Below are 24,596 nucleotides of genomic sequence, written 5' to 3'. Positions count from 1 at the left end.
ATTTTAAAGTTTTTATAGGAAAATTGCATTAAAAATAGCCAGCGCCAAGCGTTACATCACCCCCAACCTGGCAGATTTTTAAGCTATTTTGACCAACAGGTCATCCTTAGAAATGTTTTTCTGTAAGAACGTTTGTTTCACCTTCGGAACGCGCAATAATCACCGCACCGACGGAATCGCTGAAAACATTGACGGCCGTTCGCATCATATCCAACAAACGATCCACCACCAACAGCAACCCTATCGCCTCCGCTGGCAGCCCTACCGCTACAAGGATAATACTGATTGCCACCAAGCTTGCAGAAGGAATCCCGGCAACACCGATAGAGGTTGTCAGAGCGACAATCACAATCAACAACTGCGTTGACCAATCCAAATTGATGCCAAACATTTGCGCGATAAAGATAGCCGCGACACATTCATAAAGTGCCGTCCCATCCATATTGACCGTTGCCCCCAGCGGCAATACAAAACTCGAAATCCGGTTGGAAACCCCTGCGCGTTTTTCGACGGACTCAATCGTCACCGGCAAGGTCGATGAAGACGAGCTGGTTGAAAACGCTGTCAATAACACTGGCGCCATAGCTTGATAATGCAGCCAAGGGTTCTGTACCTTGCCGATTGTTTTCAATAGAATCGGCATCACCACAAACAAATGCACACCCAGCGCTAAGGTCACAGTTAGGAAGAACATGGCAAGGTTTTCAAACTGATCGAATCCGGTTTTCGCGATAGACGCAGCCACCAAGCCAAACACCCCAAGGGGTGCGAACTTCATGACCCATTGGGTGATCAACATCATTACTTCAAACACACCATTCCAGAATTGTGACAGGGTTTGCTTGAAGTCCGACTGAATTCGCGTCATAAAATAACCGAACAACAAACTGAAAAAGATCAGGCCGAGCATTTGCCCTGTTGCCGCAGCATTAACGACATTTACAGGAATCATGCGCAAAAAGACTTCAACAATGTCACCTGCTGATTTGCCTTGAACAGCCTGCATAACCGCCGCATCGGTGTGAAGAACGGGAACGCCGTTTCCAGAAACGCCCGGATGAATCAGGTTCACCAACGTCAACCCCACAATAATGGCGATGGATGATGTCATGAGATAATAACCAATGGTTTTCGCTCCCAAGCGCCCAAAACCACCTTGTGAACCGATGTTTGCCACACCGGTGATAATTGCTGACACCACCAAAGGCACCACAATCATTTTCAATGCATTCAAGAACAAGGTACCGATAAAAGTGAAAATCGACAGCCACAGCACACCGAAAATCGCTTTATCCGTTCCTGCCCACCCCCCCATTAGTGCGGCAAAAATCAATGCAATCAGGATTTGCCAATGTAATGCGATTTTCATACTTTTCTCCGAACAATTTCGCTCTTAAAAAAAAAGTACCCTAAGGTACTTTTTTCAACAATATTAACTTGCCACTTCGTTGCAAACAAGCTTTACAGAACCCATGCTTACATATCAGGGCATTGATACCAAGCTTGGTAAGGCCCCAAGTTATAGACTTCGTCAAACCCAAGTGACAACAAAATTTGCATTGCCATATGCGAACGTTGCCCAGAACGGCAGAATACGATAACCGGCATATCTTTATCCAACATGCTGTCACCAACTTGATCAATGTCCTGCAAAGGAATGTTGACCGCACCAGGCAACTTGCTCATAGAAAACTCTTCCGGTGTTCTTACATCGACAAATTGTGCACTCTTTTCTTTAATGAGTCGCTTGGCGTCTTCACACGAAATAAACATTTTTACGTCTCCAACCTACTTTTATTTTTTTATTTAATTTTTTAATGCTTTGATTATTTGCAAAATTATCCCTTATCCGCCTATAAAAAACTAGGCAAACAAGCGAAACACTGCCCAAATAATGATTATGCTATAACAAGCTGCGATTATGTCATCCAACATAATCCCGAGGCCGCCCGCCACCTTTCTATCTGCCCAGCTTATCGGCCAGGGTTTTACGATATCGAAGAAGCGAAACGTCACAAACGCCAGCAACCAATACTGCCAGTTTTGTTCGGGCAAACAAAGCAGTACCAGCCACATGGCAACAAACTCATCCCAGACAATCCCGCCGTGGTCATGAACACCAGACCAGTCAGCAGATTGACCGCAAATTCGACTTCCCAACAACAAACCAACAATGGTCAGTGCCCAAGCTATTTCTTGACTCCACAGCATGAGTGGCAAGAAAATCAAACCACCAAACAGTGTCCCGACTGTACCCGGCGCTTTGGAAGATAAACCTGACCCCAATCCGAAACCTAAAAACAACACAGGATGTTTCATCAAGTCTTTAAAAGTCGGGGTTCGAGTCATCGACAGCACCTTTTCTTTTGAGCCTTTACTAAAAGCCTCATATAAAAAAACCGCCTGTTATCCCATGAGATAAACAAGCGGTCTTTTCAAATTTAAATAATTATTTCAAACGTCTTTTAGCAGCCGTTCTCAAACGTAGTGCATTCAGCTTGATGAAACCTTCTGCATCTTTATGGTTGTAAGCGCCACCATCTTCTTCGAAAGTGGCAATTGCTTCATCGAACAAACTATACTCAGATGAACGACCCACTACAACAACGTTACCTTTATAAAGTTTCAAGCGAACTTCACCCGTAACGAATTTTTGTGATGCATCAATCAATGCCTGAAGCATTTCACGCTCTGGTGTAAACCAGAAACCGTTATAAATCATTTCCGCATACTTAGGCATCAACTCGTCTTTCAAGTGTGCCGCGTTACGATCCAAAGTCAAAGACTCCATCGCACGGTGCGCTTTCAGCATAATGGTTCCCGCAGGCGTTTCATAACAACCACGCGCTTTCATCCCAACAAAACGGTTTTCAACGATGTCATCACGGCCAATACCGTTTGCACCGCCCACTTTATTCAAATATTCCATCACGATCGCAGGTGACATTTTTTCACCATTGATTGAAACGATGTCGCCTTTTTCAAACCCAATGGTTAGGTAAGTCGGTTCATCTGGCGCATTCTCAGGAGAAACCGTCCACAACCACATATCTTCTTCAGGTTCGTTTTCAGGGTTTTCGATAATGCCACCTTCATACGAGATGTGCAGCAAGTTGGCATCCATTGAATAAGGTGATTTCTTGCCTTTTTTCTTCTCAATGGAAATGTTGTGCTCTTCAGCATAAGCCATCAATTTTTCACGAGACAACAAATCCCACTCACGCCATGGCGCAATGACCTTGACATCCGGCATCAAAGCATAGGCATTCAACTCAAAACGTACCTGGTCATTTCCTTTACCTGTCGCCCCATGAGAAATCGCATCCGCACCGGTTTCTCTCGCGATTTCAACCAAACGTTTTGAAATCAACGGACGTGCGATAGACGTTCCTAAACGGTACTCACCCTCGTAAATGGCGTTGGCGCGCATCATAGGGAAAACAAAGTCACGGGCAAATTCCTCACGCAAATCTTCAATGTAGATTTCCTTGATTCCCATCGCTTCAGCTTTTGCACGTGCTGGCTCCACTTCTTCACCTTGCCCGATATCCGCGGTGAAGGTAACCACCTCACACTGATATTCTTCTTGCAACCACTTGGCGATAATTGAAGTATCCAAACCACCTGAATAAGCTAAAACGACTTTTTTAACTTGCGACATTTTGTTTTCCTTTGAAATCCCTGCGAAATATATAGTTCTGTTAAACGCGCGAATTATACATTAAAATCGGTTTATTTTCTCAATTACCTGGAATGATTAACCGGGTTTACCAACAAAGATGACAGAATGAGTTTGATTGATTTTATTAAAGTCTCGCCGCAATACATTTTGCCGCAACACCTAGCGTCTAAAGCCATGCATTGGTTCATGCAAATTGAACAGCCTTGGGTGAAAAACACCACCACCAAATTGATGATTAAGGCGTTCGATATCAATGTCGAAGAAGCCGAGTATGAAGATTTGGATTACTACGCCAACTTTAATGCATTTTTTACCCGTGCTTTACAGCCTGGTGCGCGCCCAATCGACAGCACGCCAGACGCATGGTGCAGCCCGGTGGATGGCGTCGTCAGCCAATCCATGCCAATCAACGGTAACCGTTTGGTACAGGCAAAATGCCATGAATACACCTTAGAAGCTCTAGTGGGTGGCGATATTGAATACGCCAAACAATTCCAAAACGGGGATTCTGCCGTCATTTACCTTTCCCCCAAAGATTATCACCGTATTCACTGCCCGACCAACGCAACACTACAGTCCATGACCTATGTGCCGGGCGATTTGTTTGCCGTTAACCCATCTACCGTTCGTACGGTTGAAGGTTTGTTTGCCAGAAACGAACGTTTGGTATTACGTTTTGAAAATGAAAACGGACCTTTCTGCCTAATCATGGTAGGCGCGATTTTCGTCGGTAGCATGGAAACCGTGTGGCAAGGAAAAATCACACCGGATTATCGCCCAACCATTGAGCATTGGGATTATTCGGACCAATTACTTTCCTTTGCTAAAGGGGATGAAATCGGTCGTTTCAATATGGGTTCTACTGTTGTTTTACTCACAACCGAAGGACAAATGCCGGATCTGGGCAAAATTCCAGAAAATACGCCTGTTAAAATGGGTCAACATCTGGCAAACTATGCAAAACCGAACTTTTAAGAAAATATGACAAAAGTCTTGAAACCGAAATTCACTCAAAAGGATTCAGCATGATGAAAATGGTAACTGCGATTATCAAACCTTTCAAATTAGACGATGTCCGTGAAGCACTACACGACATTGGCGTACATGGTATGACGGTCATCGACGTCAAAGGCTATGGTCGCCAAAAAGGTCACACTGAAATGTATCGTGGTGCGGAATACGTTGTTGATTTCTTACCTAAACTAAAACTGGAAATCGCCGTTGCAGAAGACAAGGTCGATCAAGTTATCGAAGCGATTACGACCACGGCACAAACCGGTAAAATCGGTGATGGTAAAATCTTCGTTACACCTATCGAACAAACCATCCGTATCCGTACGGGGGAAACAGGTCCAGAAGCGCTTTAATTCGCAATCAACACCTGTCAAAAAGCCCGCTTATGCGGGCTTTTTTGTTTGTCTGTTTTTTGTTCATGACTTCTAATGAACAATTTCATCAAATTCTTTTGCCAACTCAGGGTTAGCCTCCACTTCTTCCTGAAAAGGTATCTCCTCTTCAAAGCGAAACACATTTAACTCAATCGCAAAGAAACACAGTATCCACAATAACGCATCATAAAAATCCAGCCATGCGCCTTCGTAGCTTTCCATCCCCCACAGCAAGGCAATTACAATCAAAGCAGCGTACATAACAATCTTTAAGGCATTTCTCAGCCACCACTCCCACTTGCGGTAATAACCCGGGAAGTAGACATCATATTCCAACGCAATAACCACGCCTAACCATATCCAGCTGTTATACATATCCAGACGACCATTTTCAGCGATATAGCTTGCAGTGCTGTATTCGATAGCAGACACCACCACAAACACATAGGCGATCAACCTGACTAGGTGAATGCCATACTTCTTCCACTTAGACTGCGCTGGCTTGCCCATTTGAGAGGTTTCCCACTCGAACAATAGCAGTAACACCACCCATGCCAAAGAATCGATACCTTCAACCAGAGTTTGCTCCGTGAAAAACAGATAGACGTTAATCGACAGCAACGCATAAACCGTCCACTTGAAATAAGGAAAGACTTTATACACCCAAGAAGTTTTGGCAAAGACCAAATGCATTGAAACACCTCACACAAAAGCCCTTTAGACAGAAATTGGGCAGTATCAGAATGTGCAAAGTTTACTGGAAATGATTAAAAAAAAGCTATGAAAAAATGCCGTTGATAGCGCAAAAAGATAATAAAAATCTACCAGGTTGGGGGCTGAGTAAATCGTTTACCCAACCTGGCAGATTTTAAGGTTTATTAACTACTAGGCAGCATCCACATGCCAAGTGTTTTCATCAGAGGATTTTCCTCGCCAAGGCATAATCCACATCTGATACAAAGAAGTGAAAATCATAATGGTTGACGCCAAACTGTAGCCAAAACCACCAATGATTACAAGCCATGCAAATTCAGGATTCCACTTGGTTAGCCACCAAGACGCCACATCCACCACCAAGAAGGCAAATGGAATGAAGATCAACGTACCCTTCACCCAACGATTCCAGCCAACAGACATGGAAAAAATCAGCCCCACGAAGAAGAAAATAAATGAAATCCCGAACAAATGAATATGTGCGACACGAACCATTGATGCTTCCGTTGCACCATGATCCACTTTCGCGAAAATCTTAATGACATCATACTTCGGAAGATCAGGAATCCCAGCCAATTTACCGTGACACTTCGCACAATATTGGTCGACGATCGGCTTGATTTTAGGTTCCCATTGCGACTTTGGCGCTCCGTCACGTGCCCACTGAATCAAAGTAAAACGTGCCTGCGGCGGCGCATTCACTTTCATCGAACCGTTTAGCTTAGCTTCCAGTGTTGAACCGGTACGATTTCCGTAATAGCTGTAAACAATATCATTCACCGACAAACCGAATTTTCCATCCGCCATCCCGTGCGTCAACATGATTTGCGCGCCAGCCATCAACAACCCTAGACCGGTGACCATTAAGTACCCTGTAAACAATGTTTTTACAGGAAACGATAAACTAGGCAAATTGAGCCATGAAGTTTTTTCCACTTATCCTCTCTCCCGAAGTATTAAATAATTATTATTAGTTGATATAGATCAAGCGCCAGTTTAAGGCGATTCCGTAAAAAAACTAATCAATAATTTTTATTTTGCGAAATACAAAAGCCTGATATTTTCTACAGGCTTTGACCCGCCTAGCTTTCTGCTTACACAGGCCTTGTCGCAAGGCATTAATCTCAAATATTCCTCCAGATTTTTATGCTGTTTCAATCATGAAGACTCCAAAATAAATGTAATTTTTTTACATTTTTATTGACAACTCTCTCAAAACCATTAAACTTCAGCTCAACAAATGTGATTTTTTTACATTTTTACTAATGAGTGCTTTTTACTTAACCTATACTTAACGATATCTACAAGGAGATTCCTTATGAAAACTCAACGTAAAACCTTTACTGCTTCTGCTGTTTTACTTGTTACACTTGGTTTCGCAAGCTTTTCAACATTTGCAGCGACAAAAACCACCCCTAATCAAGCTGAAGGTCCTACAAAGCCGAATGCTAAAGGAGATAATCAATTACAATCTCAAGAACAGATTCGCAACCGTGTAAACGAACAGCAAGCTGCTCAAGTTCGTAACCAAGCGATGCAAATGCGCAACAACGCCATGCAAGTCAAGGATCAATCCCAGCAAATGCGTAACGTCCAAGCTCAACAAAAAGCTCAAGGACAATTTAAAGGCGCTCATTAATCAACCCTGTAGTTTTATTGTTAGTTAGTTATGATTCAAAACGACTCTTCAACTTTGGATAAAGCCTTGTACAAAACCATCAAGACCATGCTTAAACCTTTGGTCAAGTTGCTTTTACAACAAGGCATTACCTATACCGCGCTTGTGGAACCGCTGAAACAGATTTTTGTAGAAGTGGCGGAAGAGTCGTTCCCTTTAGCCAACAAAAAACAAACCGATAGCCGAATCAGCTTGCTGACCGGCGTACACAGAAAAGAAGTAAAACGTTTAAGAGAAACAGACACCTCTCTTTCCGCTCAAGAAATCAAGGCAGGGATCAGTGCGCAAATCATGGCGACCTGGACTGGACACCCTGATTTTCTTAACGCCGATGGCTCTCCCTCTGCCTTACCAAAGCAAGGCCTCTCTCCTTCTTTTGAAGACTTGGTTTTCCGCGTCTCCAAAGACAAACATCCCCGTTCTGTTCTAGATGATTGGATTAACCAAGGCATCGTAACCTTGGATGAGAAAAATTTTGTCCACCTGAACGAGGCGGGATTTGTTCCTCAGGACAACCTTGAGGAAAAACTATTTTTTGCCGGTAAGAACATCAATGCTCACCTGACTGTCGTTGCCCACAACCTTTCCGGTGATGATCGAGCCATGTTTGACCGCGCTGTGTTTTACAAAAACCTTTCAGAAGACTCTCTCCAGAAGATTGAGCAAACCGCTCGTGACAAGAGTCTTGCCCTACTGACAGAAATCAATATGCTTGGACTAGAACTGCAGCAACAAGACCAACCAGACAAAACCGCTACTTCTGAATTTCATTTCGGCAGTTACTTCTTACGCGACGACAAAACCGAGAACACGGAGAATAAAGATGCGTAACTTCATACCCCCTATTCAAACTTTATTTCCCCGTTTACTCGTGGCTTTTTCGATAATGCTGATTGCCAGCTGTCAATCCACCCCTACACGTACAGCACCGAGTGAAGAATCCTCTGGCACAGGGGGAACAGACAAAATCATTCTTGTTCAGGAAGAACAGGCCCCCACCAGTGGGTTCGGTGGCACTGGCATTAGACATTACAGTTTGCCGGGCAACTATGACCATGCATTGTTTATTGGAACCATTACTGGATTCGGTAGTATTTGGGTAAATGGCGTTGAGGTCCAATACCCTAAAAATGCTCGTGTTAATTCAGATCTATTGAATGCCCAAGCTACCCCAACTGCTCTGAAGCTGGGACAACAAGTCATTCTCAAAACACGTAATCAGGAAGCCCCTGTCACCAGCGAAATCGAGATTTACTATCCTTTTGCCGGGCAAGTACAAAAAACCGAGAAAAACCGCATTCAGGTCAACAACACCTGGATCAACACCAATGAATTCACTCATGTTGATAACGGCTTAAATGCCACTCTAGGTCAGTATATTGCAGTCAATGCTTACCAATCAGCCAATGGCGAATGGACGGCGACCCGCCTGAATGCCAACCCGAATCATGTCACTTGGACATTGCCGTCCATGCAAACGCATTTCAACGTAACGACGCGTACCATCGTTATGCAGCGAGGCTTGAGCCGTCTGTTGGAAGAACGTCAAATCCACACACAACACCTGGTGTTAAGAGACATCGCGCAAACCGCAGTCCCGCTAAAAGCTTATCAGGTACAACATCAACAACTGCCGCCAAAAACGGAAGCGCCACAACGACAAATGATGCAGCAACAGCAACAAATCAAGCAAATGCGCCAAACGCAACAGCAGATGCAAAAAGAGCTGATGAAACAGCAGCGCCCTTCGATTAATCAAATTAAATTGAACCATCCATAAAACACCTCCATGAAAACATTTTTCCTTTTTTGCGGCGCCCTAATTATGGGTGCCTTCCCTAGCTACGCGTCTGCTCAGCCGCAGGCACAACTGATGTTCGGCGCGTTTTACAGCAATGGACAAAACGAATCCGTTTCTACCACCAATAGTGAAATCATCGGGTTTCCAGTGGGATTAAGCTATCAAGATAACCGTTGGTCTGCGAGTGTATTTACCAGTTACTTGAGAACCTACCGCTATGATCAGGTGAAATTGAACAAACCCGTTTCAGGCATAGGCGACACTTTTTTATCGTTAGGTTATGACTTGATGCAAGCCCCGTGGGTGACTTTGAGCCTCAACCATAAACTGCCGACAGGTTCGGTAGATGATGGTACCAGTACCGGTAAATCAGACACGGGTGTGCAATTGGATTATTTCAGTAGCCTGAACGATACGCAGTCAATCTTTTCATCTCTAAGCTACAAGGTAACGGGGAAAGTGGATGGGGTCGATATGAAAGACCCCATTTTCGCAAGCGTGGGATTAAGCCAATCCATTTCCGACAGCACTTATATCGGCGCCTCTTTGGGTTACAATCAGAGTATTTATAAAAGTGTGTCAGACACTACCGGCGTAACTGTTTTTTCAGGTGTTCAAGTGGATAAGCGTCGCCAGCTTTTTTTCAGTGGTTCCTATGACTCATCTAAAAACTATCAATTCGGCATCAACTTTAGCCTACAGCTTCTGCAGTAATCGAATCAGCACCAAATAGTCGCGCCGACTTGATTGATTTGAGAGGTTCTATTGGTGGACTCTGCCAAAGGAATCACTTCCCAATCCCATGACATTTCTGCTTCGGGTAATGGCACATCCCATGCTGGATCAAATCCATCAACCTGGTTGCCTGAAACATCATATTCTGTTATCCAACGGTCGGAAATTAAGCACTTAACGCCAGAAAAACCATTCAACCAGGCTAGATGTTGCTCGACCATTTTAGTGCCGAACTTTCCTGCCGCTTCGGTTTGAAGGTTATACTTCTTCATCAACCAACTGATGGGTATCAAGGGCAATTGGGTCGTGAGATTCAAAGAAACAACACAGTCGACATCCCCAATTTTCTCCAGCCAAGGCAATGTACTATCACAATGCATTTTCCCTTGGAAAACATGCTCCAGACATCCGGTCACATCTGCTTCAATCAGCGCAACATTACCAAAGGCGGCCGCCTGTTTTCTGGCAGACTTTAGAAATACCAGATCAACAAGATACACCTGCTCAAATTGCTCCGATAGCGTTGGTAATGGAATGTCTTTAAGCGAGCCTGCCCCCAAGATAAGAATGCTGCGTTTTTGCTCGCACAGGGTAATGGCTTTTAAAATCGCCTGCTGGCAATATTCGAAGTGCGGTTGCCATTGACGCTTACACCGATGGTAGCGTCCATCCATGGCAATGGCTTCATAGAGAAACCCCATTTTTCGAACCCAAGGGGCAAAATATGGGGTGGTAAAGAATTGAAACAGCGCTTTTAACACACTAGGCCTTTACGTATGCTTGCCGACAACGGCAAGCCGTTAATCAGAAGATGGCAGCTCGTCGCGCTCTTCCAATGCTTGCGTTTTTCTGGTCAAAGTATTTCGACCCCAACCCAGCAATTGCGCCGCTTTCTGACGATGATTCATGCTGGCACGCATCGCGGCATCAATCAGCACCTTCTCAAACATCGGTTCAGCTTCGGTATGTAATCCACTCTTGCCGGATGCAAGAAATGCTTCTGCCCAATGCTGTAATGGCGTTTGCCAATCGTCTGTACCATTACTACCGGAAGCAGACTCTGTAAAAGTACCGGATTTCAACTCCAATGGCAGGTCTTCCATGTGCACAGTTTTATCTGGTGCCATAATCGTCAACCAAGTACACAAGCTGCGAATTTGACGCACGTTACCCGGCCATGGTAAGCCTTCAAGGTATTTTTCTACCGGACGACTCAGCTGTTTTTCTTCCAAGCCATAGGTTTTGGCTTCTTCAGACAGGTAATAACGCAAGATAGGAATAATATCTTCACGACGCTCGCGCAATGCCGGAACCTTAATGCGAATAACGTTCAAACGATACAGTAAATCTTCACGGAAACGCCCTTGCTTAACCAACTCGCGCATATTTTGGTGAGTCGCCGCGATGATACGTACATCGGTTTTGATTGGTGTTTTACCACCCACACGATAGAAAGTACCATCATTCAGAACACGCAATAGACGCGTTTGCAAGTCTACCGGCATATCACCGATTTCATCTAGGAACAACGTACCGCCATTCGCTTCTTCAAAGCGTCCAACACGTTGCGTCAAAGCACCGGTAAAGGCACCTTTTTCATGACCGAAAAGCTCGGACTCCAACAAGTCACGCGGAATCGCCGCGGTATTGATGGCAACAAAAGGTTGGTTGGCTCGGCTACTCAATTCATACAGTGCTCTGGCAACCAGCTCTTTCCCTGTACCGGTTTCCCCGTTAATCAAAACGGTTACGTCCAACTGGGAGACACGTCCCAAAATACGGAATACTTCCTGCATCGACGGTGCAGAACCGATGATATTCAAAGGCTGCTTAGTCGTTTTCGTTTTTCTTGGTTTTTTGCCACCCGATAAATGACGTTTAATCGCACGATCAATAACCGTTAAGGCATCATCAATCTCAAACGGTTTCGGCAAATATTCAAAAGCACTGCTTTGCAAAGAGCGCACAGCTGTATTCAAGTCAGCATGGGCGGTCATAATAATCACAGGAATCGACTTATCAATCTGATGAATCTCTTCCATGAATTCCAAACCGCTCATTTCCGGCATACGAACGTCCGAGATAACGACTGTTGGCGGTGCCCTATCGATATTTTTCAACGCTTCCAGAGGAGATTCAAAGGCATGAACCTCGTAAGACCGATCTTCTAGGGCTTCATTCAACACCCAACGAATCGATGCGTCATCATCGACAATCCAAACAACGGGTTCTTGAAATTCAGGCGTATTTTGATGATTCATAGTTTTTCCTGATGACTGATTCTTTGTGCTTCTTCTCTATTATGATCGAAAGGCAAATAAATATTAAAAACCGTATTTCCGGGTTCGCTCTGCGCAACGATTAAGCCGCCATGTTGACGAACGATGTTCTGAGAGACCGGCAACCCTAGCCCTGTCCCCTCTTTCTTACTGCTGACCATTGGGTAGAAAATCGCGTCGAAGACTTCAGGGTCAATCCCGACCCCTTCGTCTATCACACTGATGACCGCGACCAACGGATAGGTTTTGGTTCCCAAGGTAAATTTCGACTCAACCCGCGTTCTGATAGTCAACAGACCGCCATGATCTTCCATCGCTTGAATACCGTTCTTCACCAAGTTCAACAACGCCTGCACCATGGCACCAAAATCCATCGATATTTCTGGAATACTGGGATCGTAATCCAGCTTTATCGCGATATTATCCGGCTTCTCGCCGTTGACGACTTCCAATACATAAGCAATCAACTCATGGATATTGTGAGGCTCTTGCTCGTCATTACCTTTTGGTCCAAGCATGCGGTCAACCAAACTCTTAAGGCGATTGACCTCATTTGAAATGACGTCCAAAAATTTCTCAGCCTTTTCATTGTCGGGAAAGCGCTTTCTGAGCAACTGCGTTGAGCCATAAATCCCAGCCAAAGGATTTTTGATTTCGTGCGCCAGCGTTCTAACCAACAGGTTTCCGGCTTCATATTGATGCCAACGCTCGTCTTCTTCCGCAATGCGGTAATGACGCTCGGTATCATAAAGCTCAATCAACCAACCATCTTCACCATCCATCTCATAGTAGGAGATAGTACAGGTGACATGAGACTTCTGTCCGTCCGGCAAGCGAATGCTGTATTCGTGGATAGTTAAACGCCCTGTTCCACAAGCATGAATATCGTCCAATAATTTCGGCAGGATATAACGCCAGTTTACACCGATAACACGATACTGACTCAATTGAAGTAATTCCGCCGCCGCAAGATTGATAAAACCGATGTTTTCATTCTTATCGATCCATACCACCGCTGTCGTCAAACCAGCGAGTATTTCCGATTCGGAAACCTGTTGCTCAATAATATTGTGATTCAAAGCACACCACTCCTAAAAATTAGCGTACAAAAATGGACTGTGCCAAACGAAAATCCAATGCATGGGAGTCGCCTCCCACCTCTACCGAAAGCGGACCATCGAATGGTGCTTTTTCATGTACTTTGACCTTAGCATTGCGAGTCAATCCAATGGCAGACAGATACCTTAATTCTTCAGGCGTTCGGTTTTGAATACGTACCACCGTCTTCAACACCCCAACCGTCACATCCGACAAGCTTTCACCGCTTTCACCAGACATTTCACCTTCTTCATTCGGAATGGGTGAACCATGAGGGTCTCGAGTCGGTCGACCCAAAGCATCCCACATACGATTTGTCAGACGGTTGGACACGGCATGCTCAAGCACTTCTGCTTCCGCATCAACCTCATCCCAGGAGTAACCAAGCTTTTCCACCAGATATTGCTCCAATATCCGATGTTTACGAATCATATTCAGCGCAATCTTATTGCCTTCTTCCGTCAGCATCACGCCATAATACGGCTCATAACGAATGAGCGCTTTATCTGCGAGTTTCTTCAGCATATTGGAAACGGAAGCCTTTGAAATTGCCAAACGCTCGGCGATGGCCGTCGTGCTAACCCCCTTGTCGGCGTTTTCCGGTAAGGACTCTTCTAGCTTGTAAATGATTTTCAAGTAATCTTCAAAGGCTTTGCTGGTCAAAGCAATCTCCCACCAAATAACAGCATAAGCTAGGAATGCGCCACATCGCTTGCCATCATGGATTTCACCACCGAAGGGTCAGGAAAGGCAAACGCATACAGCACCGCGAATAGGATCAAAAAAACGAATCGTCCCACGCCTGCAAAGCGAATGGCAGGATGCGACATAACCGCAAACCCAAGCGCACTAATAACCCCACCCCAAGCGGACAAAGTGGCTGCCAGCATCGCCATCAGCGCGCCGAAAGCCATGAAATAATAATGCCATGTAAATTTTGCTTTTTGGGCATTCATTGGTAATATCCTTTCCCAAATTATGACGATTTCCCGAACCAATAGGTAGCCGCTGCAACCAGCGGTAATACGGGAAGTTTAAACACTGTGCACTATTTTAAAACAAAGTTATTCAAAAAAGGGGCATTTATGCAAAATCCAATCATTGTTGTCGGCATGGGAGAGCTAGGGAGCGTCTTCGCTCGCGGGTTTCTAAAACTCGGTTACCCGGTACAAGCCGTTAACCGTCAGCAATCCATGCAAGACATTGCTGAAAGCATCCCCAATCCTGTCGCGGTTTTAATTGCTGTTGGTGAAGCTGACATCCACCAAACTTTGGCTGACTGCCCTGCACAATGGCAAGAAAAAACCATCCTGCTACAAAATGAGCTTTTGCCTCGTGATTGGGAAGCAACTGACATCAAAAATCCAACCGTTATTTCTGTCTGGTTTGAAAAGAAAAAAGGCATGGACAGCAAAGTGGTGCTTCCTTCGCCTGTGTTTGGCCAACATGCCAAGCTGGTGTTCGATGCACTGGCAACCTTGGATCTACCTAGCGTGCAACTCGACTCTGAAGATGAACTGCTGTACGAATTGGTGAGAAAAAATCTATATATTCTGACAACCAATATCGCTGGTCTGAAAGTCGGTGGGAACGTTGCTGAATTGGCCGAAGACCATGCGGATGTGATGAATGCCGTTGCGCAAGATGTTTTGGATATTCAAGACACCCTAACCCAGTCTAAACAGACTAGAGAAAAATTGATTGAAGGTATGCTGGAAGCCTTTGAGGGCGATCCACAGCATGGCTGCATGGGACGCTCTGCCCCAGCTCGGTTGAAACGCGCGCTAGGGATTGCTGATGAAGCAAAACTTGCAGTTCCTACGCTAAGAGATATTCAAGCTTCAATCTAACTATAAAAATCTATCAGGTTGGGGCAAAAGCCCTATACCTGAGCCTGGAAGATTTTTCACAAATGATTAAAAATCAATCGAGCCTGACCTTATTGATTTTTTTCAAAAAATAGAACGCTAAAAATGCTTTCTTTTTTTGCAAAACTTCATCTAATGTCGCTACGGCAAACGCCCTATAAATGAGTGGAAATATAAGTACCACAGAAAAAATCCACAAAATTCTTTGAATTTGAATAACGTAGTCATTTTTTAATGTTGGAACAAATGTTAGAGAGGATAAGATAAGAGCTGAGATTATACCTATTACGCCCCAAAAAACAGGATCTCTAAGTACTCTTTCAAACTTAGAAATAATTGTGATATTTGACTCTTGTAAAGAAGATATTATTGTTTTAAGTTGGTTATTAATCGCCTCATCCAAAAATGTGCTATTCATAATTTTTTCTGATTTTTTACACTGTTCTATAAAATTATAAAGATGAAAAACCACCCTATAATTAACTCCTATGATTTTCTGTATGTCATACTCTTCTTCATACGGCGATAAATGAACTTCGTATAGTTTTTTTGCATATTGATACATTAAATAAAATACACAAATTAACAATATTGCTTCAAAGACGAGCATCCAATGAAAGGCAGAAACATTCCCCTTAATTTGAATACCAAGCCAAAATGACATCAAGAAGTCCATGAACATAAATACGGCTAGTAAAGACACTGGCGTAAAAGTACGGAAAACACTAGTAAAAAAGTGTTTTATAAACTTGTCAGTTCTCCAATAGTATCTTGTTAACTCTTCTACAAGTTCAAATTCTTCTATTGTTTTCATGTATTGAATCCTATCAGACTTGATGTCATGGATTTAAGGTCATCCAACTCAAGGGTACCAACGGTACTTTTTAACTCTAAACATCTTAACCATTTTTTATAATTAAGTTTTACTGCTTGTCGTAAATCAATGGGGTCAGACTCGATTGATTCTTACTATTCTCTGTATTTTGCATTCCGTTTCTCTCATCATTCATCATCTTATTATGCCGCTCTTTTTAAGCTTGTATATCCCAACCTGGTAGATTTTTTTGCGTCAAGCACAAACAAATCTTTGCGGTTAAGCAACTTGTGAAATATTAGAAGTTTGGGAGAGTAAATGGTGGGTCGTGCGCGATTCGAACGCGCGACCAATTGGTTAAAAGCCAACTGCTCTACCAGCTGAGCTAACGACCCATTTTGAAATTATGCGAGAGCATAAAGAAAGTGTGATTCCAGGTGAATGGTGGGTCGTGCGCGATTCGAACGCGCGACCAATTGGTTAAAAGCCAACTGCTCTACCAGCTGAGCTAACGACCCTCTCTGGAATGGGGCGTATTATACAAGCTGAAAAGGAATTGGCAAGACATTTTAGCCATCTTTTAACAATCTTTTTTTGATTCAATGTGAAATCAAAGGCTTGTCTGTTTCAGACAAAATCCGCAAACATCTGAGCAGCAGATTATTGCGCGGAATAATAATGCGTCGGGTCTGCTACGCCAGCGTCTGCAAAGCCTTGCTTTCTTAGACGACAAGAGTCACAAACACCACAAGCTTCACCCTTATCATTCGCTTGGTAGCAAGAGACGGTTAAGCCATAATCCACACCTAGTGAAGTACCGGTTTGAATGATTTCGGCTTTGGTCATCGAAATCAAAGGCGTTTCGATATGAATCTTATGCCCCTCAACCCCTTTCTTGGTCGCCAGATTAGCCATCTTCTCGAAGGCTTCGATGTATTCAGGGCGACAATCCGGATAACCGGAGTAATCCACCGCATTCACACCGATAAAGATGGTGTCGGCATCAATAACTTCCGCCAACCCCAGTGCATAGGATAGGAAAATGGTATTACGCGCCGGTACATAGGTCACCGGAATGGTATTTTCTTCAACACCCCCTGTTGGTACATCAATACTGTTATCGGTCAGTGCTGAGCCTCCTATCGCGTTCATATTCATTTGCATGACACGATGCGAGGCCACTTGACACGTTTCCGCAATGCGAACGGCAGCTTGCAGCTCCACTTGATGGCGCTGGCCATAATCAAAACTCAAAGCATGACATTCATAGCCCTGTGATTGAGCAATGGCTAGAACAGTGGTTGAATCAAGGCCGCCGGATAATAAAACAACCGCGCGCTTGTTGGGTGTCGTTGGTTCCATGTTTAATCTGTAAAATTTGTTGATGTTTTTATTTACCAAGCGTCTCTAGACGTTTCTTCGCTTTTGCCGCCATTTTCGACTTAGGGTATTGCTTGATCAGTTGCTGATAAGCCGTTTTTGCATCCGCAGGTTTGGACTGATTGGCATAAGTGTCACCCAATCGCAACAATGCCGCAGGTGCCTTTGAGGAGTCTGGATAACTTGCCGTCACATCCTGAAACGCCTTAATGGCTTTATCATTTTGCTCCAGCACCAGATAAGATTCCGCCGCCCAATAAGACGCGTTACTGGCTAAGGCGCTTTTAGGGTATTTGTTACGGAAGTCCGTAAAGGCTTTTGCCGCCCCTTTGTATTGAGATGACTTAATCATGGCAAAAGCATCCTGATAAGCTGCACTTTCCGCTTTGGTTGCTGCATGAGTCACAATCGGTTTAGCAGAGGTATCAGCCGTCTTTTTAGTCGATTCAACCGCTGGTTTAGCATTCTGAGCATTTGCCGCAGCAACCGGTGCTGCCGCTTTCGCCGTTGGCTTAGACTTAGCATCTGTAGCAGGCGCACTCGTTGCAGGGGCAGCCGTTGATGCCGCAGCTTGCGGTTGGCTAGCCGCAACACCCGCTCCGACATCGACACCAACGTCTTCATCGCTATCGGCTTGAGCACCTTGCGCCTGCTGCTGAGCGGTTGACTCCAACTTACTCAAGCGGTCATCGGTTTCTTTATATCGCTCATCCTGCTTTTTGGTGAGTTGATCCATTTTATAATTCATACGATCAATCAGATCATGCAAATCCTGAATTTCACGCTCTTGCTCACCAAGCTGTCGGCTGAGTTGAATCAGAACCGGGTTGTTCGCCATACGTTCTAAACGCGCCACACGATCTTCAAGAGATTGTTCCTTGGCAAAGGCTTGTACGGAAAACAGAGAAAGCAGTACAACTCCTAAACCACCTAAGACTAAAGCATTCCCTTTTTTACCCATCATTCTGTTCCTATCCTGCTGTCAAACGATTAACGTTTATTGTTTTATTTCAATTTGAACGCGACGGTTTTTCTGCCATGCAGCTTCGGTATGACCATCAACTGCCGGTTGTTCTTCCCCCATGGAGACCACATCAATTTGCGCTTGTGACACGCCATAAAGCATCATGATTTGCGCCACCGCTTTGGCACGTTTTTCCCCTAATGCCAGGTTATAACCCGGCGTGCCACGCTCATCGGTATTACCGATTAATTTTACAGATTCCTGCGGGTTATCCACCAGAATTTTTGCATAGTACTTGGCAATATCCACCCCGGTGTCATCCACTTCGGACTGGTCGTAACCGAAATAGATAATGGGTTCATAAACCTTTTCTTGCTCTGCGCCGTTTTGACCTGCTTGCTCACCGTTTAGGTTTGAGCCGTTGATGTCTTGACCGTTTAGACCATTCGCACCGCTGGCACCAATCACCTCAACGCCTTTCTTCTTTTCATCGGCTGCTGAAGAACCCGCTGCACCCCCTTCTGTTTGAGAAGTTGCAGTTTCATCACCGGCGTCCGACGATTTTTTAGGCATGGTGCTACAACCACTTAAAGACATGACCGAGAAAATGGATAAAGCACCAATTGTCATTAAGGTTTTACTAGTGGACTTCGCACCAAAAATTTTTGTCATCAATTGTGTTTGCATACTGTTCTCCCGTTTCATCTTCTTCGACTATTGTCGGCGGTTATTCGTTGCTATTCGCTATCAAGGTAAGGCCCCCATGAAGGCGCTCTTACTTCTCCGTCTTTAACGCTCAATACCTGCGTCACGCTGTTATCGATGGAAACGACTGCCAAACGAGCCTTGTCGTTTTTATTCATCGCATAAAGAATCATCTCACCATTCGGTGAAAAGCTTGGCGACTCGTCCAGGTATGTTTTGGTGATCACACGGAAATCATTGGTGTAAAGATCCAACAAGCCTATTTTAAAACCGTTGGTATCACTATTACCGCCATTGACCATGGCGACATAACGTCCATCCGGAGAGACTGCCGGGTTAGCATTATAGCTACCGACAAAAGAAATTCGGCGAATCTCTCCGGTATCCAAGAACACTTGGAAAATTTGCGGCTTACCTCTGCGATCCGAGTTAAAGAACAACGAATGACCGTTCGGTGCCCAAGCAGATTCAGTTTCGATGGCCAAGTTACGAGTGAGTCGTCTTAGCTTGCCGGTTTGCATGTTCATAACATAAATATCCGCAGAACCGTCTTTGGATAACGTCAACGCTAACTGTTTACCGTCCGGCGACCAAGCAGGGGCACCATTAATGCCTTTAAATTGGGCAATAATCTTACGCATCTTGCCGTCAAGACTTTGTAAAACAATTTCAGAGCGCCCGTTTTCAAATGAAACATAAGCGAGTTTCTTACCGTCCGGCGACCAGCTTGGCGACATAATCGGTTCTGAAGACTTCAAAATCGGTTGTGCGTTGTAGCCATCAGAATCGGCAATTTCCAAACTATATTGTTTTTTGCCATCGACTTTTCTAAGCGTGACATAAGCAATCTTAGTGTTATAAGCGCCGCGAATTCCCGTCAACTCCTTATACAACATATCGCTGATCACATGGGCGACCTGACGCAACAATCTTGCAGGGATATTCGTCCACTTCTTACCGATCACCTGTTCTTGGCGCAGGATATCGACAAAACGCATTTCAATGTCATAGTTGCCCTGAGCATTCTTCTTGATACTGCCAATCAACATATTGTCGGCACCCAGTGCTCGCCAATCCGGGTAATTAATGTCTTCTAATTTTGAAGGTCTCGCTGGCAGTTTTGCATCGTCAATCGGACGAAACTTTCCGCTTCGATAAAGATCAGCACCGACAATCTGAGCCAAATTCTGAGGTGGCGCATCGTTCGGATCATTCCATTCGAAAGGCACTATCGCAATCGGTGTCGCGTTGTCGGAACTGTGGTCGATTTCGATTGTCAAATCCGCTCTGGCGATAGAAAACCAAGCGAATAGAAAGGCAAATGTAATAAAACGATATGGACGATTTATGCGGTACAAGGACATAACACTCTCTTAAACTGTTCTGATAATGGTTCTTAACAGATTTTAGGGTTTGAATTTAAACTGGATGTTGCGGTCAAACACTTCTTTTACAGGCGGCTGTGGCAAAGGTTGTGAACGCAACACGGCACTTTCAGCATCCTTTCTGAACTGCGCATTTGCAAACTGATTACAGTGATCGACCTTTACACTACTCACCATACCATTTGGCGTTTGCGTAATGCTGATAACACACTCTGCTTTATCGGAAATTCTGGCAGCCGTACGCCAGTTTTGTCTAACGTTTGAGGCAATGGAATTAACATAAACTTCTTTCAGGTTCTGCAATTCCTTAGCCTTGGCTTGCTCACGTTTTTTGGATTCTTCAGCAGCGATCTGCTGTTGAATTTGTGCTTCCTGCTCTTCTTGCTCTTTTAGCAAACGTGCTTTCAAAGCTTCTTGTTCCAGCAGCTTTTTCTCTTCTGAATGTTTCTTGATTTGCTCTTGTAACGCTGCTTTTTGAGACTCAGCCTGCGCGACAAGTTTCGCAGCTTCCTGACGTTGCTTTTCCGCTAGCATTGCTTGCTGTTTGGCTTTATCTGCTTTTTCTGCTTCAGCAATGGCTCGTTGCTTTTCCGCTTCGACTTTCTGTTTTTGGATTTCCGCCAATTTAGCTGCTTCTTCCGCTTTACGCTTCTCAGCTTCCGCTTGAAGTTTCGCCTGCTCTATCTTCTTGCGCTCGGCGTCTTTTTGTTGCTGCAATAAGGCAATACGACGTTTTTCTTCTTTTGTTTGTGCAGCCAATTCTTGCTGCTGGCGTTTCTTATCAGCTTCCTGCTGTTTGACCTTATCCAAAGCTGCCTGCACGGTTTTCGCATCCAACAAGGTTGTTTTCATCGGCTGCATTTTTTCAACCGTGTTTTTTTGGTCTACTGCATTTTCATCAGGAGACGTCAAAGTTACCTTGATGGTGTTGTCATCGGGGGTCATGAAGTTTTGATAGGAAAGTCCTAGCAAAATAATGATATGTAGCAATATCGCTAATGAAAAAGCTACCGGGTGTCGTGAAATAAATCGAATCATAATGTTGTTTTCAGAAACCTATACACAATTATTGTTCAGGTTGCGTCACCAAGGAGACCTTATTAACCCCATTGGCTTTCAACGTCACGAACAATCGCATGACGTTTTGGTATGGTGTTAATTTGTCACCTTGAATGGTAAATAGTTGGTCTGGGTGCAGCTGTGATCGAGCGACGATTTGTGCTGCGATCTCATCAAAACTCAAAAGCGTTTTCGTGTCATCCGAAGTTTTGTAATACCCTTCTTTGGTCACAGTAATGACGAAAGGCACCTGATTGGAAACCTTGTTTTTGCTTTTGTTGACGATCTTCGGCGTCTGTGGCAAATCCACCGTCACCGCTTGCTGTACGATTGGCGCCGTAATCATAAAAATAATCAGCAGAATCAATGTCACGTCGATATAAGGTACGACGTTCATCTCTGACATCAATTTTTTACGGTTACCGCCTCTTAGACTTGAACGCATTGACATAATAACTCCGTTATTCCTTGTCTTTTGCGTGTTCAGCCATATGTGCCTGACGTTGGATAATCGTCAAGAACCCTTCGGCAAAGTTTTCATATTGCGTGATCAATTTATCCGCTTTGACTGTCAGTCGGTTAAAAGCGACCGATGCTGGAATCGCGGCAAACAAACCGATTGCCGTCGCAATCAATGCCTCGGAAATCCCCGGTGCAACGGTTGACAGTGTAGCGTTCTGCACATCGCCCAATGAAGCGAAGGCATGCATAACCCCCCATACCGTTCCGAAAAGACCGATATAAGGTGAAGAAGACCCAACCGTTGCCAAAGAAGCAATGCGGTTTTCCAAAATCTCAGCCTGCTTGGTAAAAGCGACTTTCATCACACGCTGTGTTCCGGTCACCAAATCTGAAGTGTCGGTCACACCTTGTTTTTTAAGACGCACAAATTCTTTGAAACCGGCATCAAAAATCAATGACGAACCGGTCATCGGCACTTCACCGTTATTCAACTGGGTATAAAGTGTCGACAGTTCTGGCGTGTTCCAAAACAACTCGTCAAACTCGTCAGCGGCTTCTCTGGCTTTTTTCAACTGAAAAGATTTCGCAAAGATAATCGCCCAAGACATAATCGACATCGCCAGCAACAATGCCATGACACCTTGTACGACCGGGCTGGCATTAAAAACCAATTCTGTTAAAGACAAACTATCACTCATTCAATCCAATCCTTTTTCAAACTAATGCGTTTCGAATAATGCGTTACTCAAACAATTCTTTTTCCGGGTTTTCCAACCCCAAGTGGGTATAAGCATGACCTGTGACCACACGACCACGCGGTGTTCTCACTAAAAAACCATGCTGAACCAAAAACGGCTCTATCACGTCTTCGATGGTGCCACGTTCTTCTCCCAACGCTGTCGAGATACTGTCGATGCCTACCGGACGCCCTTCAAATTTATGAATCAACAATTCCAGAAGACGGCGATCCATCTTATCCAACCCCAATGGATCGACTTCGAGCAAATTCAATGCGGCATCGGCAATCTCCGCGGTAACGATGCCGTCGCCCTTCACCTGTGCATAATCACGCACACGGCGCAACAAGCGGTTGGCGATACGAGGTGTTCCTCTGGAACGCTTGGCGATTTCAATCGCTCCTCTATCGTCGGATTCAATCCCTAAGATATTCGCAGAGCGACGGATGATTTGAGACAGCTCATCCACCGAATAAAATTCCAAACGTTGTACGATACCGAAACGATCTCTCAGCGGAGACGTCAGCAACCCTGCGCGCGTGGTAGCACCAACCAAGGTAAACGGGGGAATATCAATTTTGACGCTTTGCGCAGCGGGGCCGTCGCCGATGACGATATCGATCTGAAAATCTTCCATCGCAGGATAAAGCACTTCTTCAACAATCGGGCTCAGACGGTGGATTTCATCCACAAACAAGACATCATGTGGCTCTAAGCGCGTTAAGATCGCCGCTAAGTCGCCCGGCTTTTCAATAACAGGCCCTGAAGTTTGACGTAATGTCACGCCCATTTCCTGAGCGATGATATGCGAAAGTGTGGTTTTTCCTAACCCTGGCGGACCATAAAGTAACACGTGATCCAAGTGCTCGCCGCGCATTTTTGCCGCGGAAATAGACAGTTGAAGTTGATCACGAACGGCTTGCTGGCCGATATAGTCGGAGATAATTTGAGGGCGGACACTTGGAGACACATACATGTCTTCTTCTTGAGCCTGACCTCCGACAATTCGATCCGTTTCAATCATTCGTAATGAGTCCTTTATTCCGTCTTCTCTTTTGCGTGTTGATTCTCATTTAACAGGCATCAATTATAAACATTTATGCCGTGATATTTGAGGCGAATTTTATGACAAAAAAATGAAGACAAGCCTAAGAATAGGTAGTAAAACCTATCTTTTCCATACCCCAACCTGGCAGATTTTTATCAAAAAAGATTAAAGCTTGATGGACTGTAATGCTTTACGGATTGTTTCTTCCGTACTCAGCCCTTCTGGAACGGCTTTGACCATTTGTTCTGCTTGCACAGGTTTATACCCAAGCGTAATCAGTGCTTGTACCGCCGTAGATGTAGCACTGTTTGTTTGCGTCGATGCCGCGGCGACAGAAGCACTGGATTTTGCCAAGCCCATCCAAGCATCACCCTGCCAGCCTTTCAAACGATCGCGCATTTCAATCACCAAACGTTCCGCTGTCTTTTTTCCAACCCCTGGAATCTTCGTCAATGCAGCGGTATCAGCGACTTCCACCAATCCGACAAATTCGTTAACCGTCATCGCCGACAAGATGCCAATTGCCATCTTAGCGCCAATACCATTAACTTTAATCAGCTCTCTGAACAAGCTTCTTTCCAACTCCGTCGCAAAGCCGAACAGCAACATAGCGTCTTCACGCACATGCATATGCGTGACTACCGTAACCTGTGCGCCAAGTTCACCCAGTGCGTAGAAAGTTGACATAGGGGCTTCAACCTCATAACCAACACCATTGACATCAATCAACAGCATTGGGGGTTGTTTCGCATGGAGTTTGCCGGATAAAAAGCCAATCATATCTATTCCTAAAATTTAA

The 24,596-nt window shown here is 44.6% G+C and carries 28 protein-coding genes and 2 tRNA genes; 7 read left to right on the top strand and 23 right to left on the bottom strand.

Annotated features, from left to right (window positions below; genetic code table 11):
* Positions 1–106: 106 nt before the first annotated feature.
* From F8R13_RS01610 to F8R13_RS01595, 4 genes are all read right to left on the bottom strand, one after another.
* Positions 107–1,369 carry a dicarboxylate/amino acid:cation symporter gene (locus tag F8R13_RS01610; protein ID WP_152831589.1) on the bottom strand — a complete coding sequence of 421 codons (1,263 nt, stop codon included), beginning with the start codon at positions 1,367–1,369 and terminating at the stop codon, positions 107–109.
* Positions 1,370–1,476: 107 nt separating this feature from the next.
* Positions 1,477–1,773 carry a rhodanese-like domain-containing protein gene (locus F8R13_RS01605; RefSeq protein ID WP_152831588.1) on the bottom strand — a complete coding sequence of 99 codons (297 nt, stop codon included), beginning with the start codon at positions 1,771–1,773 and terminating at the stop codon, positions 1,477–1,479.
* A 90-nt stretch (positions 1,774–1,863) separates the two neighbouring features.
* Entirely contained in the window at positions 1,864–2,349 is a 486-nt protein-coding gene (locus F8R13_RS01600) for a phosphatidylglycerophosphatase A (protein ID WP_152831587.1), read from the bottom strand.
* A gap of 100 nt (positions 2,350–2,449) precedes the next feature.
* On the bottom strand, positions 2,450–3,661 hold the full coding sequence (locus tag F8R13_RS01595; protein WP_152831586.1) for an argininosuccinate synthase: 1,212 nt from the start codon (positions 3,659–3,661) through the stop codon (positions 2,450–2,452).
* Between the two features lie 126 nt (positions 3,662–3,787).
* Between F8R13_RS01595 and asd the strand changes: the two genes are divergently transcribed.
* Together asd and F8R13_RS01585 are read left to right on the top strand one after the other, a co-directional pair.
* On the top strand, positions 3,788–4,657 hold the full coding sequence (gene asd / locus F8R13_RS01590) for an archaetidylserine decarboxylase (RefSeq protein ID WP_152831585.1): 870 nt from the start codon (positions 3,788–3,790) through the stop codon (positions 4,655–4,657).
* 53 nt (positions 4,658–4,710) lie between these two features.
* Positions 4,711–5,049, top strand: coding sequence for a P-II family nitrogen regulator (locus tag F8R13_RS01585; protein WP_152832077.1), 339 nt, complete (start codon positions 4,711–4,713; stop codon positions 5,047–5,049).
* A gap of 72 nt (positions 5,050–5,121) precedes the next feature.
* Here the strand turns inward: F8R13_RS01585 and F8R13_RS01580 are convergent, their stop codons facing one another.
* Together F8R13_RS01580 and F8R13_RS01575 are read right to left on the bottom strand one after the other, a co-directional pair.
* The gene (locus F8R13_RS01580) at positions 5,122–5,763 is read right to left on the bottom strand and encodes a hypothetical protein (RefSeq protein ID WP_152831584.1); all 642 of its coding nucleotides are present in this window, start codon (positions 5,761–5,763) and stop codon (positions 5,122–5,124) included.
* Positions 5,764–5,955: 192 nt separating this feature from the next.
* Positions 5,956–6,720: an elongation factor-1 alpha gene (locus tag F8R13_RS01575; RefSeq protein ID WP_371414873.1), complete on the bottom strand. Its 765-nt coding sequence runs from the start codon at positions 6,718–6,720 to the stop codon at positions 5,956–5,958.
* Positions 6,721–7,102: 382 nt separating this feature from the next.
* Here F8R13_RS01575 and F8R13_RS01570 point away from each other — a divergent pair, with 382 nt between their 5' ends.
* The 4 genes from F8R13_RS01570 to F8R13_RS01555 are packed head-to-tail and all read left to right on the top strand — an operon-like array spanning position 7,103 to position 9,977.
* Entirely contained in the window at positions 7,103–7,423 is a 321-nt protein-coding gene (locus F8R13_RS01570; protein WP_152831583.1) for a hypothetical protein, read from the top strand.
* A 30-nt stretch (positions 7,424–7,453) separates the two neighbouring features.
* Positions 7,454–8,293, top strand: a complete 840-nt coding sequence (locus F8R13_RS01565; RefSeq protein WP_152831582.1) for a DUF6502 family protein — start codon at positions 7,454–7,456, stop codon at positions 8,291–8,293.
* Positions 8,286–9,242: a DUF5666 domain-containing protein gene (locus tag F8R13_RS01560; RefSeq protein WP_216642574.1), complete on the top strand. Its 957-nt coding sequence runs from the start codon at positions 8,286–8,288 to the stop codon at positions 9,240–9,242. Before F8R13_RS01565 ends, F8R13_RS01560 begins: the two co-directional genes overlap by 8 nt.
* A 45-nt stretch (positions 9,243–9,287) precedes the next feature.
* Positions 9,288–9,977, top strand: a complete 690-nt coding sequence (locus tag F8R13_RS01555; RefSeq protein WP_152831580.1) for a hypothetical protein — start codon at positions 9,288–9,290, stop codon at positions 9,975–9,977.
* A 5-nt stretch (positions 9,978–9,982) separates the two neighbouring features.
* On the opposite strand, the gene F8R13_RS01550 is transcribed toward F8R13_RS01555, so the two are convergent.
* The 5 genes from F8R13_RS01550 to F8R13_RS01530 all read right to left on the bottom strand — a co-directional run bounded on the left by F8R13_RS01550 (position 9,983) and on the right by F8R13_RS01530 (position 14,331).
* Positions 9,983–10,699 carry a hypothetical protein gene (locus tag F8R13_RS01550; RefSeq protein WP_152831579.1) on the bottom strand — a complete coding sequence of 239 codons (717 nt, stop codon included), beginning with the start codon at positions 10,697–10,699 and terminating at the stop codon, positions 9,983–9,985.
* A gap of 99 nt (positions 10,700–10,798) precedes the next feature.
* Positions 10,799–12,259 (bottom strand): nitrogen regulation protein NR(I), encoded by a 1,461-nt coding sequence (ntrC, locus tag F8R13_RS01545; protein WP_152831578.1) that lies wholly within the window; start codon positions 12,257–12,259, stop codon positions 10,799–10,801.
* Positions 12,256–13,356, bottom strand: coding sequence for a nitrogen regulation protein NR(II) (gene glnL, locus F8R13_RS01540; protein ID WP_152831577.1), 1,101 nt, complete (start codon positions 13,354–13,356; stop codon positions 12,256–12,258). The genes ntrC and glnL overlap by 4 nt, the downstream gene beginning before the upstream one ends.
* 19 nt (positions 13,357–13,375) lie before the next feature.
* On the bottom strand, positions 13,376–14,038 hold the full coding sequence (locus F8R13_RS01535; protein WP_152831576.1) for a metal-dependent transcriptional regulator: 663 nt from the start codon (positions 14,036–14,038) through the stop codon (positions 13,376–13,378).
* A 29-nt stretch (positions 14,039–14,067) separates the two neighbouring features.
* Complete coding sequence (locus tag F8R13_RS01530) at positions 14,068–14,331, bottom strand: hypothetical protein (protein ID WP_152831575.1); 264 nt, start codon at positions 14,329–14,331, stop codon at positions 14,068–14,070.
* Between the two features lie 129 nt (positions 14,332–14,460).
* On the opposite strand from F8R13_RS01530, the gene F8R13_RS01525 reads away from it, so the two are divergent.
* Positions 14,461–15,225: a hypothetical protein gene (locus tag F8R13_RS01525; protein WP_152831574.1), complete on the top strand. Its 765-nt coding sequence runs from the start codon at positions 14,461–14,463 to the stop codon at positions 15,223–15,225.
* Between the two features lie 73 nt (positions 15,226–15,298).
* Here F8R13_RS01525 and F8R13_RS01520 read toward each other — a convergent pair whose 3' ends face one another.
* The 12 genes from F8R13_RS01520 to ruvA all read right to left on the bottom strand — a co-directional run bounded on the left by F8R13_RS01520 (position 15,299) and on the right by ruvA (position 24,577).
* Positions 15,299–16,057: a hypothetical protein gene (locus tag F8R13_RS01520; protein WP_152831573.1), complete on the bottom strand. Its 759-nt coding sequence runs from the start codon at positions 16,055–16,057 to the stop codon at positions 15,299–15,301.
* 319 nt (positions 16,058–16,376) lie between these two features.
* Positions 16,377–16,452: transfer RNA gene (locus F8R13_RS01515), tRNA-Lys, on the bottom strand.
* 47 nt (positions 16,453–16,499) lie between these two features.
* Positions 16,500–16,575, bottom strand: a tRNA-Lys gene (locus tag F8R13_RS01510).
* A 142-nt stretch (positions 16,576–16,717) separates the two neighbouring features.
* Positions 16,718–17,419 carry a 7-cyano-7-deazaguanine synthase QueC gene (gene queC, locus F8R13_RS01505; RefSeq protein WP_152831572.1) on the bottom strand — a complete coding sequence of 234 codons (702 nt, stop codon included), beginning with the start codon at positions 17,417–17,419 and terminating at the stop codon, positions 16,718–16,720.
* A gap of 28 nt (positions 17,420–17,447) precedes the next feature.
* Positions 17,448–18,401 carry a tol-pal system protein YbgF gene (gene ybgF, locus F8R13_RS01500; RefSeq protein ID WP_152831571.1) on the bottom strand — a complete coding sequence of 318 codons (954 nt, stop codon included), beginning with the start codon at positions 18,399–18,401 and terminating at the stop codon, positions 17,448–17,450.
* Positions 18,402–18,434: 33 nt separating this feature from the next.
* Positions 18,435–19,088 carry an OmpA family protein gene (locus F8R13_RS01495; RefSeq protein ID WP_172967665.1) on the bottom strand — a complete coding sequence of 218 codons (654 nt, stop codon included), beginning with the start codon at positions 19,086–19,088 and terminating at the stop codon, positions 18,435–18,437.
* Between the two features lie 50 nt (positions 19,089–19,138).
* Positions 19,139–20,470, bottom strand: a complete 1,332-nt coding sequence (gene tolB / locus F8R13_RS01490) for a Tol-Pal system beta propeller repeat protein TolB (protein ID WP_152831569.1) — start codon at positions 20,468–20,470, stop codon at positions 19,139–19,141.
* A 42-nt stretch (positions 20,471–20,512) separates the two neighbouring features.
* The gene (gene tolA, locus F8R13_RS01485) at positions 20,513–21,529 is read right to left on the bottom strand and encodes a cell envelope integrity protein TolA (RefSeq protein ID WP_152831568.1); all 1,017 of its coding nucleotides are present in this window, start codon (positions 21,527–21,529) and stop codon (positions 20,513–20,515) included.
* Between the two features lie 28 nt (positions 21,530–21,557).
* The gene (locus tag F8R13_RS01480) at positions 21,558–22,001 is read right to left on the bottom strand and encodes a biopolymer transporter ExbD (RefSeq protein ID WP_253806291.1); all 444 of its coding nucleotides are present in this window, start codon (positions 21,999–22,001) and stop codon (positions 21,558–21,560) included.
* Between the two features lie 10 nt (positions 22,002–22,011).
* On the bottom strand, positions 22,012–22,710 hold the full coding sequence (gene tolQ / locus F8R13_RS01475; RefSeq protein ID WP_152831567.1) for a protein TolQ: 699 nt from the start codon (positions 22,708–22,710) through the stop codon (positions 22,012–22,014).
* Between the two features lie 43 nt (positions 22,711–22,753).
* Positions 22,754–23,773, bottom strand: coding sequence for a Holliday junction branch migration DNA helicase RuvB (ruvB, locus tag F8R13_RS01470; protein ID WP_152831566.1), 1,020 nt, complete (start codon positions 23,771–23,773; stop codon positions 22,754–22,756).
* A 189-nt stretch (positions 23,774–23,962) separates the two neighbouring features.
* Positions 23,963–24,577 (bottom strand): Holliday junction branch migration protein RuvA, encoded by a 615-nt coding sequence (gene ruvA, locus F8R13_RS01465; RefSeq protein WP_152831565.1) that lies wholly within the window; start codon positions 24,575–24,577, stop codon positions 23,963–23,965.
* Positions 24,578–24,596: the final 19 nt, after the last annotated feature.

The sequence above is a fragment of the Hydrogenovibrio sp. JE_KL2 genome (assembly GCF_009296185.1).
Classification (GTDB): Bacteria; Pseudomonadota; Gammaproteobacteria; order Thiomicrospirales; family Thiomicrospiraceae; genus Hydrogenovibrio.
This window is presented reverse-complemented; position numbering and strand designations above follow the sequence as displayed.

What these genes read in the sequence shown, in the direction of transcription:
- F8R13_RS01610 (WP_152831589.1), bottom strand. Translation starts at nt 1,369, where the DNA reads ATGAAAATCGCATTACATTGGCAAATCCTGATTGCATTGATTTTTGCC.
- F8R13_RS01605 (WP_152831588.1), bottom strand. Translation starts at nt 1,773, where the DNA reads ATGTTTATTTCGTGTGAAGACGCCAAGCGACTCATTAAAGAAAAGAGT.
- F8R13_RS01600 (WP_152831587.1), bottom strand. Translation starts at nt 2,349, where the DNA reads ATGACTCGAACCCCGACTTTTAAAGACTTGATGAAACATCCTGTGTTG.
- F8R13_RS01595 (WP_152831586.1), bottom strand. Translation starts at nt 3,661, where the DNA reads ATGTCGCAAGTTAAAAAAGTCGTTTTAGCTTATTCAGGTGGTTTGGAT.
- asd (WP_152831585.1), top strand. Translation starts at nt 3,788, where the DNA reads ATGAGTTTGATTGATTTTATTAAAGTCTCGCCGCAATACATTTTGCCG.
- F8R13_RS01585 (WP_152832077.1), top strand. Translation starts at nt 4,711, where the DNA reads ATGAAAATGGTAACTGCGATTATCAAACCTTTCAAATTAGACGATGTC.
- F8R13_RS01580 (WP_152831584.1), bottom strand. Translation starts at nt 5,763, where the DNA reads ATGCATTTGGTCTTTGCCAAAACTTCTTGGGTGTATAAAGTCTTTCCT.
- F8R13_RS01570 (WP_152831583.1), top strand. Translation starts at nt 7,103, where the DNA reads ATGAAAACTCAACGTAAAACCTTTACTGCTTCTGCTGTTTTACTTGTT.
- F8R13_RS01565 (WP_152831582.1), top strand. Translation starts at nt 7,454, where the DNA reads ATGATTCAAAACGACTCTTCAACTTTGGATAAAGCCTTGTACAAAACC.
- F8R13_RS01560 (WP_216642574.1), top strand. Translation starts at nt 8,286, where the DNA reads ATGCGTAACTTCATACCCCCTATTCAAACTTTATTTCCCCGTTTACTC.
- F8R13_RS01555 (WP_152831580.1), top strand. Translation starts at nt 9,288, where the DNA reads ATGGGTGCCTTCCCTAGCTACGCGTCTGCTCAGCCGCAGGCACAACTG.
- F8R13_RS01550 (WP_152831579.1), bottom strand. Translation starts at nt 10,699, where the DNA reads ATGGGGTTTCTCTATGAAGCCATTGCCATGGATGGACGCTACCATCGG.
- ntrC (WP_152831578.1), bottom strand. Translation starts at nt 12,259, where the DNA reads ATGAATCATCAAAATACGCCTGAATTTCAAGAACCCGTTGTTTGGATT.
- F8R13_RS01530 (WP_152831575.1), bottom strand. Translation starts at nt 14,331, where the DNA reads ATGAATGCCCAAAAAGCAAAATTTACATGGCATTATTATTTCATGGCT.
- F8R13_RS01525 (WP_152831574.1), top strand. Translation starts at nt 14,461, where the DNA reads ATGCAAAATCCAATCATTGTTGTCGGCATGGGAGAGCTAGGGAGCGTC.
- F8R13_RS01520 (WP_152831573.1), bottom strand. Translation starts at nt 16,057, where the DNA reads ATGAAAACAATAGAAGAATTTGAACTTGTAGAAGAGTTAACAAGATAC.
- queC (WP_152831572.1), bottom strand. Translation starts at nt 17,419, where the DNA reads ATGGAACCAACGACACCCAACAAGCGCGCGGTTGTTTTATTATCCGGC.
- ybgF (WP_152831571.1), bottom strand. Translation starts at nt 18,401, where the DNA reads ATGATGGGTAAAAAAGGGAATGCTTTAGTCTTAGGTGGTTTAGGAGTT.
- F8R13_RS01495 (WP_172967665.1), bottom strand. Translation starts at nt 19,088, where the DNA reads ATGCAAACACAATTGATGACAAAAATTTTTGGTGCGAAGTCCACTAGT.
- tolB (WP_152831569.1), bottom strand. Translation starts at nt 20,470, where the DNA reads ATGTCCTTGTACCGCATAAATCGTCCATATCGTTTTATTACATTTGCC.
- tolA (WP_152831568.1), bottom strand. Translation starts at nt 21,529, where the DNA reads ATGATTCGATTTATTTCACGACACCCGGTAGCTTTTTCATTAGCGATA.
- F8R13_RS01480 (WP_253806291.1), bottom strand. Translation starts at nt 22,001, where the DNA reads ATGTCAATGCGTTCAAGTCTAAGAGGCGGTAACCGTAAAAAATTGATG.
- tolQ (WP_152831567.1), bottom strand. Translation starts at nt 22,710, where the DNA reads ATGAGTGATAGTTTGTCTTTAACAGAATTGGTTTTTAATGCCAGCCCG.
- ruvB (WP_152831566.1), bottom strand. Translation starts at nt 23,773, where the DNA reads ATGATTGAAACGGATCGAATTGTCGGAGGTCAGGCTCAAGAAGAAGAC.
- ruvA (WP_152831565.1), bottom strand. Translation starts at nt 24,577, where the DNA reads ATGATTGGCTTTTTATCCGGCAAACTCCATGCGAAACAACCCCCAATG.